We start from the raw sequence: 8,975 nt of genomic DNA, 5'->3' as shown, positions 1-8,975 counted from the left end.
TCATTCCCGCCCTCTCATTCGGGACGACACGTCCATTGATGCACACATACGCTTGCTCCTTTGCAAATTGACAGCTCCAGTATCGTTTTCAACACATCGATAGCTCCTTGCAACAACCAAAGACGACATAAGCGCAACAGACAGTATTTCAATCGAGCGCGCTATCATCAGATATCTGAACACCGCAACGGCATTCAATTGCAGGAGCTGGTCTTGGCTCAGCTTTGACGAGGAGTTATCCATGGAATCCACAATCCAGGACGTGGCCAAACAAGCAAATGTCTCCGTTTCCACAGTCTCTCGATCATTCACTCGGCCGGAACTGGTCTCCGAGCGCACGCGTTCCAGGGTGCTGTCAACTGCACGAAAATTGAACTTTTCGATTTCCCGTTCCGCGACCGCGCTCAAATCAGGCCAGTCCCTACGGGTGGCTGTGCTCATCAACGACCACTTGAGCACCTGGTTCAACTCGACCATCATGGAAGGGTTCAACGCGGTCTTTTCTCGCAATGGGTATGACATCTCCATCTGCCAGATCACCAGTGGCCATGCACGAAGAGAATTCTTTGAAGCATTACCAGTGAAGCGCAACGTCGACGCCGTCATCGTCACCTCCTTCGACATTGAAGCCTCAGAGGTTTCTCGTCTTGCGAGCATCAACGTGCCGATCCTCAGTCTCAACGTTACGGAGGAGAAGGGTTTCATGGCCTCGGTCCGCATTGACGATTTCAATGGTGGCATGCTGTCGGCCAATCATCTGATAGCTCTAGGTCACACTCATATTGCATATGTACGATCAACTCCTGTTGCTTCGCTTCGTTTCAGCGTTCAAGCCAGATTGGAAGGGTTCCTGAGCGCCTGCAGAGCTGCCAACATCAAACCAACGGTCCTGGCAGCCCCGGCAACCGAAAATCCCACCAGTGCTGTGCTGGCACAGCTGGAAAGCCTGAAAACCAGACCCACCGCAATAGCGGGTCAGGAAGATTCGTTGGCCATACCACTCATCTTCCAGCTGCAACGGTTCGGCATCGCCGTTCCCTCAGACATGTCCGTCATAGGATATGACGACAGCAAATTCGCAGAGGATATCGGCCTGACCACCATTCGGCAGAAGCCTTATGAAATGGCTGTTTCGCTTGCCAAGAAGACCCTGCAGCTTATCGAGGGAAAGAAGCCGGAGAATCCGCATGAGCTGATCCCTCCCACATTGATTCTCCGGTCGTCCACCGCTCCGCTCCAGCGCTGAGACCATTCCTTACAACGAATCAGTGTTTGTTGGCCTGATACTCCTTCGCCCAATTGTCTACGAAGGCCTTCTGGACACCATCCCAGCCGGCAGTGCCCTGGGCATATTCAAGCATGGCGCTTCCGAGATCATCCTTCCAACGCTCCGAAGGCGCAACCGTGAAGCTCCAGCCCACACGCTCATGCTTGGAATCAGAGTCTTTCTGCATAGCGGCGACCAGAGGGTTATCGGTCTTCACCTTGTTGAAAGTCTTAAACGGGGTGGTGAAACCCATATCCTTGGCTATGGCATTCTTGCCCTGTTCTGAAGTAATCATCCAGTCAAGGAACTTCTCGGTAGCCTTGATGTTCTTGGCATCGGCTTTTTTATTCAAGCACCAGTACTGCGCAGAACCGGTCGCCAATCCCTGCTCATGCTCGTTGGGCAAACCCATGTAGATGGGTATCATACCGACCTTGTCGGCATCCATCCCAGCGTTCTGCAGATCAGTCCAGGCCCAAGTGCCGTTTTGATAGAATGCAGCGTCCCCCAAGGCAAATTCAGAGTTCGCATCATCATTCGTCTTGCTGCTGAGCTGCGTGCGCGGAGTGGTCGAATCCGTTAGATACAGGTCAAAAATGTTCTTGAACTGAGGCAGGTAGGTGCCTTTGATGCTGGCCGGCTCCTGCGTGATTCCATCATCTTTGAATTCTCTATCAAGCGCCATGTTGGCCAGGTGAGTGTCATACCGCCAGATGGAGCTCGAGTCAAAACCGGCTGAAGTAAATGCTCCCTTGATACCCAGTTCGTCCTTGTGCTTCTGCATCCCATCAGCAACAGCCTTGAGCTTGTCGAATGAGTTAATGTCTTTGACGGATTTGACCGCTGCACCGCTGGTCTTGGTGTACTTGTCCAGGATGTCCTTGTTATAAATCAAGCCATAGCTTTCTATAACGAAGGGCACGCCTACTGGCTTACCGGTTTCTGCAGATTTCAAGGCGAGGGTCTGATCCTTCATCTGCTTGTAGATTGCCGTATCAGTCAGATCAGCCGTGTAATCCTTCCAAGTCTCCATGTCCACCGGCCCAGAGAGCTGAAAGAGTGTAGGCGGTTCAGACTTGGCAAACTCGGATTTCAGTGACTGCTGATAAGTTCCCGAAGCCGCGGTTTCCACCGTGACCTGAACACCTGTCTGCTTGGTATACTCATCGGCAATCTTCTTCCAACTGTCCGAAACTTCAGGCTTGGAATTGAGGAAATACACCTTCCCTTGATCACTTTTGGCAGCAGTTCCGGAGGCCCCGCACCCGGCAACGGCTCCAAGAGTCATGACTGTAGCCACCGCCGCAGTTATGGCCGTCTTGACCGTATTATTCATCTTTGAACCTTTCCTCTAGATCGCGAGGTGTCCCGCAATCACTTACGCGGCGGCACAGATCAAGCTAAGCTTCATCAACCGCCTGTACTCATAATTTCCCACTTTTCCGATCGAATTGCAAACGCTAGCATTTTATATCGTCTCTCAATTAGGCTTATTAATTGCCCTTAATGATTCATTTCCATTATTTTGCAAAGAAAAATGTGTTCTCTTATACAAACGTTTGCATAATATCTAGAAGAACTCTCTAGATCGGTACGTTATCTTGACGGAGGACTCGCCCAGTCATCATCGACTGCAAAAACGGCACGTCAACATGCAGATCCGATGCAGTCAGGATCCGCGAAACATGCCCACGAGCTATGACAAGGCCACTCTTTCCTCAAATCGATAACGTAATATCATCTCTTTGAGGCTTGGAAACATTGCCCTCGCAATTACTGAGATACACGCTTCTGTATGCCATCCTCAGCGCGCAAAACTGGTCAATGCTTTTGATACCTGTGCTTGCCGAGCCAGCCAGGCGGAGCGCACCGCCGTCAAGATGGCACAAAGCCAGATAGACCAAATATTCAGCATTGAGTCCTTTCCCACGGCTATAGCCTGCCAGGAGTCAGGAGTATGGCATGGCAGTATTGCTTACGTTCGTACCGGGGGAAAGAGCCACGTTGGGGCGCAGGCAGCAAGTCGCGACTAATACAAATAATATTCAGCCCGATCACACGTTCCACTGCCTGAGCACACGCTTGCCCTGGTAGATGCCAAGAACACCATAATGCGCCGTATTCATTCTGAACAGCTGGGCCTTATGGGGATCCAAGTCAAGCCACTGCGTCGTCAGGATGCGCAGGATGTGGGCGTGCGCCACCAGAAGCACATGCCGCCCCGAACACACCAGAGGCTCGAGCCATTCGACAATCCCACGCGCACGGGCAGCTACCTGATCCAGACTTTCGCCCTGAGTCACATGTACGGAAACGGGGCTGCCCGAAGGCAGATCGACCATCCGGTCGCCAGCCAGCTCATCGATGCCCAAAGCATGCGGACCGTCGATCCACAGTTTCCAGTCACGGCCAAGGCTGGCCACCACGTCTTGAGGACGGTGCCCCTCGGCCGGACCGTAATCCCACTCCAGAATCCCATCCATCGGCGCCGGATCAGAGAAACCGGCCAGTTCGGCTGTCTGCCTGGCTCGTTGCAGGGGGCTGGAAAAAATGCAGTCAGGGTCAAATCCATCGGGAAAGGCCTTAGCCAGTCTTTGACCCGCCTCTTTGGCCTGTTCACGCCCTTGGTCAGTCAGAGGGATGTCAGTACGCCCCGTATATTGCCCGGTTTCGCTCCAAACTGTCTGACCATGCCGCAGCAGCACAGCATAGCCTTCGCTCTCGTTCGAGGCATCTTTGCCCGACGTATTCTTCGCAATGTCCATGGATGGCAGTTTAACCCCAGGTACGGTCACGCCCTAAGCACCATGCATGTGGGATAATGAACCTATGACGGACTCAGGACGGGAACCTGGCAGGATGGCCGACCAAGTGGTCGGCATGCTTCATCAGGTGGATAGCAAGGTGAATGACATGCGCAACTCGATCGAATCTGACCCGGAATCGCTGACAGACAAGCTGGTCAAGCTTGCACTTCCCAGCATCGCCGCGCTGTTGGCGGGTAAGCTCTTCCAGGCCTTTTGGAACGAACTGGTCCGCAAACGCAATGGAGGCGTGGACAGCCCTGAAGAGGATCAGGAGAGTGCTACTGACGGTCTTCTCTTCGGCGTTCTGTCGGCAGCCGTTATCGCCTTGGTCTCAGGTCTGTCCGAGCGGGGTTCCCAGGCTCTGATCGACCGTCGTCACCAGCGCTGAGAGCAAGGGACGCTGACTGATAACCAGACCGGTCCAGATAACGCTGATTGCGTGATTTTGACGACAAGGTCTTGCATTGGCAGGCGTTGACGGCCAGAATGTCAAAATGACCTTATCAAATTCACAGAAAACCCCGGCCGCGAATCCGGCCGACAATCCCACCATACGGACCTTGCTTGAACGACGCTCCATCCGCGGATTCACTGACGAACCGGTAGACGACCAGACCGTCGCCCTGCTGGAGCAGGCGGCCCAGCATGCAGCGACCAGCCGGTATTTCCATGAATGGTCGGCCATCAGGGTCACGGATCATGATGAGGCGCTGGCTATCGCGGATATGGCCCATCAGCGCTACGTGGCCGAAGCCCCGTTGCTCTACATCTTCCTCGCCGACCAGCGCCGCAATGCCGATCTGGTCCGACGATTCGCCGATGATCTGGAACCGGATACCACTCTGCTCAACTCCGGTTATGTCTTCCTGCAGTCGCAGAACGATGCGGTTCTGGCCCTGCACGCCATGGAGACCGCAGCCAACGCCCTGGGCCTGGGCGGAGTCATTCTGGGCAGTGTCATCAATGATACGAACAGACTAATCGATCTGCTGAAATTGCCCAAGCTGGTCTACCCGGTGCTGGGTCTTGCCATTGGCCATCCGGCCCAGGATCCGGATCCCAAGCCCAGGATGCCCCGTCAAGCGCAAATCTTCACCAACACCTATCAGCGGGCCGACGATGATGCAGACATGAAGGACGCCCTGGCTGACTTCGATCAGACGGTCACCCGCTACTATCGCGACATACGGCACCTGGATGATCCCCACCGTTCATTCAGCGCCATGATGACTGACAAGGTTCGCAACCCTGCCTCCGGCCATGAACCCATGCTGGATTCGATCCGCCGACAGGGCTTTGACCCAGCCTGCTAGGCAACGAAGTCCCTGCTGGCCAGACAACTGTAAGGCTCACCTGAGAAGTTCACCAGTCCAGTTCACCGGCCCTAGGCGAGCAGACAAAACCCAATCGGCCCCAAGCAGTGAGATCAGCGGAATCCGATCTTGCTGCCTGGGGCCGTATGGATCACCTCTGCGATCATCAAGAATGCCAAGTCGAACGCTAGAGCTGCAGAGGCAATGACTGCCCCTACCGACGGCGGGGTTTATACCCACGTTTGCGACTATGCGGTTTCAGAGTTCGCGAGCCCGTCCTCATACGCTGGTAGGAGCCCGGCTCATGGCTGGTCAGATGCCAGTTTCCACAGTAATCACAACGGTAGACCCACAGAAGAACGTTGCGTTCGACCATGCTGCGGTCGGCGGCCTGCTGGGCCTTGGCCCGATCGTGATACATGATCTTGGACGTAGCAGCGCAACGTCGTGGGGTGAAATAATGCATGACAGCGTACGACTACCTCGAAACCGATCTGACTATCCTTCTGTACACTTTTGCACTCATAGCGCCCAATGCCCGATCGGGCAGGCCCTGCCAGATGACACATCCGAATGATGCAAGATCAGACTGGCAGGGCGCAATCCTTCATAACCAGAAGCAGTTAAAGACGGGCGGACGCGAGCGACTCTAGAGCACGGATCAGGGCAGGTCGTGACCGGCGCTCAGGTAGAGGTCGTACCATTCCTGAGCGGTCAGATCCACATCCGCGCCGGCGGCCATCTGCGTGATGCGCTCGGGGTTCATGGATCCCAGAAGCACCTGTATGCCCGCGGGATGCCGCAGAATCCAAGCCACAGCAATAGCGCTCTTGGCTACCTCATGCTGTTGAGCCAACTTGTCCAACTCTGCATTGAGCTCGGGATAGCGGGGATTGTCCAGGAAGACACCATCGAAGTATCCAGTCTGGAAGGGGCTCCAGGCCTGAATGGTCATGGACTTCAGCCGCGAATAGGCCAGAAGACCACCATCATGGTCCAGGCTGGGATCGTCGCCCATATTGACATGAATCTCCTGGTCGACCATGCCGGTGTGCCCCAGACCGAATTGCAGCTGGTTGACCTCTAGGCGCTGGCTTACAGCGCTCTGCAACAGCTCCACCTGCATGGGGTTGACGTTGCTGACGCCGAAGTGCCGAACCTTTCCACTGGATTGCAGTTCATTGAAGGCTTCGGCCAGATCGTCCAAGTCGACCAGGGTGTCGGGGCGATGCAGCAGTACGAAGTCGACATGGTCGGTCTGCAGGTTGACCAGCTCTTCATCCAGGGCCTTCAGCAGGTGATCCTTGGAGAAGTCGTAGCGGGTGATCTGATCGCTATCCGGGTTGCGGAAAATGCCGAACTTGGTCTGGATGCCCACGCTGTCCCGGTCTACGCTCAGATCTTTCAGAGCCTGTCCCAGGGCTCGGCTGCTGGCTCCGGCATGGTAGCAGTCTGCTGTGTCGAAGAAGTCCACGCCCGCATTCATGGCAGTCTCCACAATGGTCCGCGCTTCCTCGCGGCTCTTCTGATCGATCCGCATGACCCCCAGGGCCACACGGGAGGCCCGGAACCCTGACCGTCCTAAGTTCATGTATCGCACAATGTCCTCCTCGCAATTGACGTCTAGGCTCGAGTCTACCCGTACCGGCTACCTCCAGCCTTGTGCGGCTACTCCAGCAGGTTGCTGCGCAGTGCCTCCACATGGTCCGGTCCGAACCCTAGAGCCTGCTGGGCATAGGTGAAGACATCCCCGTAGGCCTCGACCATGGTTTGTTGGGCATGGGCCAGGTATTCTTTCTTGACGCAGAGCGCAATCTGTAGTGCATCCAGTGAATCCTGGTCGAAGCCTTTGGCTCGAAATTGGTCCAGCAGTTGATTGTTGGCCACGACCCTCTCTTGGTTGGTCTTCAGATAGTCCGCAAATACATGGGTGTCGTCCACTTCCAGCAGCCAGAGCACCAGGGCCGCGGCGAACCCGGTCCGGTCCTTGCCGGCAAAGCAGTGGAAGAGCGTAGCCCCCTGGATGTTGTCCACGACGATTCGCAGGAACTTCCCATACCCCTGCTGGGCCGCAGGGCTCATGACCAGGTCATGGTAGACATTCAACATGTGGCCGTTGACCTGATCCGCTAAACCCAGCGAGGCGAAATCGTCCAGGCTGGCGCCGTTGGTACCACTTTGCTCCAGCAGATCAATGTTGGTAAAGGTCACACCATCGATCCTGTCGTCAGGACTTTCCTGTCTCTCAAAGGGCCGGCGAAAGTCCACGACCTGCGTCACCCGGTAGCGGTCGACCAGTTCCCTCTTCGTATCTTCGTCCAGACCCACCAGCTGTCCTGATCGGATGAACTTGTAGGGACGAACCCGGCGGCCGTGGATGGTCCGAATGCCCCCCAGATCACGAAAATTGGTGATGTTCATTAACGACCTCCTTAGGCTGCGCCCAGTCCCCACGCCAATCCCGCCTTTATAAAGGTCACTGGGACGCAGTGCGCCAGCGCGCAATCAACAGCAAGAACCAACAAGCAATGCAACCAAGGTACCATCACCGTTGCTGTGCAGACACGCCATAGTCTCGCGGCAGAAGTTTCTTGTGAGGGCTTGGTTGGTTGGTGTTGTCACTGCTCTGCGGTCAGGGCCTGTTTGATTGGTGTGCCTCCCCCGATGATGTTGTAGATCTTGCCTGAGGTCTGGGGAAGGTCGACGCAGTCGGCCAGGCATTGTGCCACGTCGGGGATCGGTATGGGCCCGGGGCCGTCTGGTTCTACCTGGATGGCTCCTGTGCCGGTCTGTTCGGTCAGGCTGCCTGGCTCGATGATGGTGTAATCCAGTCCGGAGCTGATCAGGTACTGGTCGGCCATGTTCTTGGTCACGTAATAGTCAGCCAGGGCGTCGATGGCAGGTTTGACCTGGGGCTGCTCCCAGCGCAGCCAGTCTGCTGCATACATGGCTCCCAGCATGACGTACCTGGTGATGCCAACCTCTTTGGCGGCCTCTATGGTCTTCATGGCTCCCAAGGCGTCGATCTGGTTGATGTCCTTGCCGCGTGAGCCTGCAGTGAAGACAACGGCATCCGCATGCGTCTTGCGGAATGCGTCGGTTACCTGGGAGAGCGGGTCATGCAGATCCAAGGTCACGGGTTCCACCTGCTGGCTGTCGTGAATCTTCGAGGCCCCTCGTGCGCAAGCGACCACTTCATGGCCGGCTTTGACCAGGTCCTCGCAAGTCAATGCGCCTACTCTGCCCGTGGCCCCTACAAGAATGATTCTTTTGCCCATGCTCATCCGCTTTCTTCGTATCCGTGTTTGTTCGCCTGATTTGGCTGCCTTTCATTCTAGATGTCCTGGACCAGAAACGACAGGCGGCGAAGTGGGCGACGGTTTTGACATCAGTGCTCTCTGGGTTCAAATCGCAGACTGCGCAAGTGCGAGGCGACCTTTGGTATTCAGCCGAACTGCGTTTGATTGTTTCCCTCACGGCTTTGTGCAGGAAGACAGGAACAATAAAGCATTGGTCTGAGCCGAATATGAATATGGGAGGCATCCTCAGGAATGTTCTCCTGAGGATGCCTCCCATATTCAAGTGTAA

9 protein-coding genes are annotated in these 8,975 nt (G+C 55.5%); 3 read left to right on the top strand and 6 right to left on the bottom strand.

Features of this window, described 5'->3' with window-relative positions; genetic code table 11:
• Positions 1 to 241: 241 nt before the first annotated feature.
• Positions 242 to 1,246: a LacI family DNA-binding transcriptional regulator gene (locus P273_RS0108950; RefSeq protein WP_024628102.1), complete on the top strand. Its 1,005-nt coding sequence runs from the start codon at positions 242 to 244 to the stop codon at positions 1,244 to 1,246.
• 19 nt (positions 1,247 to 1,265) lie between these two features.
• Here P273_RS0108950 and P273_RS0108945 read toward each other — a convergent pair whose 3' ends face one another.
• Positions 1,266 to 2,603 carry an ABC transporter substrate-binding protein gene (locus P273_RS0108945; RefSeq protein WP_024628101.1) on the bottom strand — a complete coding sequence of 446 codons (1,338 nt, stop codon included), beginning with the start codon at positions 2,601 to 2,603 and terminating at the stop codon, positions 1,266 to 1,268.
• A gap of 718 nt (positions 2,604 to 3,321) precedes the next feature.
• Positions 3,322 to 4,032: a histidine phosphatase family protein gene (locus P273_RS0108940; protein WP_029676371.1), complete on the bottom strand. Its 711-nt coding sequence runs from the start codon at positions 4,030 to 4,032 to the stop codon at positions 3,322 to 3,324.
• Between the two features lie 64 nt (positions 4,033 to 4,096).
• On the opposite strand from P273_RS0108940, the gene P273_RS0108935 reads away from it, so the two are divergent.
• Together P273_RS0108935 and P273_RS0108930 are read left to right on the top strand one after the other, a co-directional pair.
• A complete protein-coding gene (locus tag P273_RS0108935) occupies positions 4,097 to 4,462 on the top strand; it encodes a DUF4235 domain-containing protein (protein WP_024628099.1) in 366 nt (121 codons plus the stop codon).
• A 106-nt stretch (positions 4,463 to 4,568) separates the two neighbouring features.
• Complete coding sequence (locus tag P273_RS0108930; RefSeq protein WP_024628098.1) at positions 4,569 to 5,387, top strand: nitroreductase family protein; 819 nt, start codon at positions 4,569 to 4,571, stop codon at positions 5,385 to 5,387.
• Positions 5,388 to 5,601: 214 nt separating this feature from the next.
• Here the strand turns inward: P273_RS0108930 and P273_RS10180 are convergent, their stop codons facing one another.
• The 4 genes from P273_RS10180 to P273_RS0108910 form a co-directional block, all read right to left on the bottom strand.
• The gene (locus P273_RS10180) at positions 5,602 to 5,853 is read right to left on the bottom strand and encodes a hypothetical protein (protein WP_024628097.1); all 252 of its coding nucleotides are present in this window, start codon (positions 5,851 to 5,853) and stop codon (positions 5,602 to 5,604) included.
• A 195-nt stretch (positions 5,854 to 6,048) separates the two neighbouring features.
• Positions 6,049 to 6,987: an aldo/keto reductase family oxidoreductase gene (locus P273_RS0108920; protein ID WP_024628096.1), complete on the bottom strand. Its 939-nt coding sequence runs from the start codon at positions 6,985 to 6,987 to the stop codon at positions 6,049 to 6,051.
• A gap of 68 nt (positions 6,988 to 7,055) precedes the next feature.
• Positions 7,056 to 7,808 carry a tyrosine-protein phosphatase gene (locus P273_RS0108915; RefSeq protein ID WP_024628095.1) on the bottom strand — a complete coding sequence of 251 codons (753 nt, stop codon included), beginning with the start codon at positions 7,806 to 7,808 and terminating at the stop codon, positions 7,056 to 7,058.
• A 197-nt stretch (positions 7,809 to 8,005) separates the two neighbouring features.
• Complete coding sequence (locus P273_RS0108910; RefSeq protein ID WP_051354186.1) at positions 8,006 to 8,671, bottom strand: SDR family oxidoreductase; 666 nt, start codon at positions 8,669 to 8,671, stop codon at positions 8,006 to 8,008.
• Between the last annotated feature and the right edge of the window lie 304 nt (positions 8,672 to 8,975).

It is taken from the genome of Bifidobacterium sp. A11, from assembly GCF_000499185.1.
In the GTDB taxonomy this organism is placed as follows: Bacteria; Actinomycetota; Actinomycetes; order Actinomycetales; family Bifidobacteriaceae; genus Bombiscardovia; species Bombiscardovia mizhiensis.
This window is presented reverse-complemented; position numbering and strand designations above follow the sequence as displayed.

What these genes read in the sequence shown, in the direction of transcription:
- P273_RS0108935 (WP_024628099.1), top strand. Translation starts at nt 4,097, where the DNA reads ATGACGGACTCAGGACGGGAACCTGGCAGGATGGCCGACCAAGTGGTC.
- P273_RS0108940 (WP_029676371.1), bottom strand. Translation starts at nt 4,032, where the DNA reads ATGGACATTGCGAAGAATACGTCGGGCAAAGATGCCTCGAACGAGAGC.
- P273_RS0108910 (WP_051354186.1), bottom strand. Translation starts at nt 8,671, where the DNA reads ATGAGCATGGGCAAAAGAATCATTCTTGTAGGGGCCACGGGCAGAGTA.
- P273_RS10180 (WP_024628097.1), bottom strand. Translation starts at nt 5,853, where the DNA reads ATGCATTATTTCACCCCACGACGTTGCGCTGCTACGTCCAAGATCATG.
- P273_RS0108915 (WP_024628095.1), bottom strand. Translation starts at nt 7,808, where the DNA reads ATGAACATCACCAATTTTCGTGATCTGGGGGGCATTCGGACCATCCAC.
- P273_RS0108930 (WP_024628098.1), top strand. Translation starts at nt 4,569, where the DNA reads ATGACCTTATCAAATTCACAGAAAACCCCGGCCGCGAATCCGGCCGAC.
- P273_RS0108950 (WP_024628102.1), top strand. Translation starts at nt 242, where the DNA reads ATGGAATCCACAATCCAGGACGTGGCCAAACAAGCAAATGTCTCCGTT.
- P273_RS0108945 (WP_024628101.1), bottom strand. Translation starts at nt 2,603, where the DNA reads ATGAATAATACGGTCAAGACGGCCATAACTGCGGCGGTGGCTACAGTC.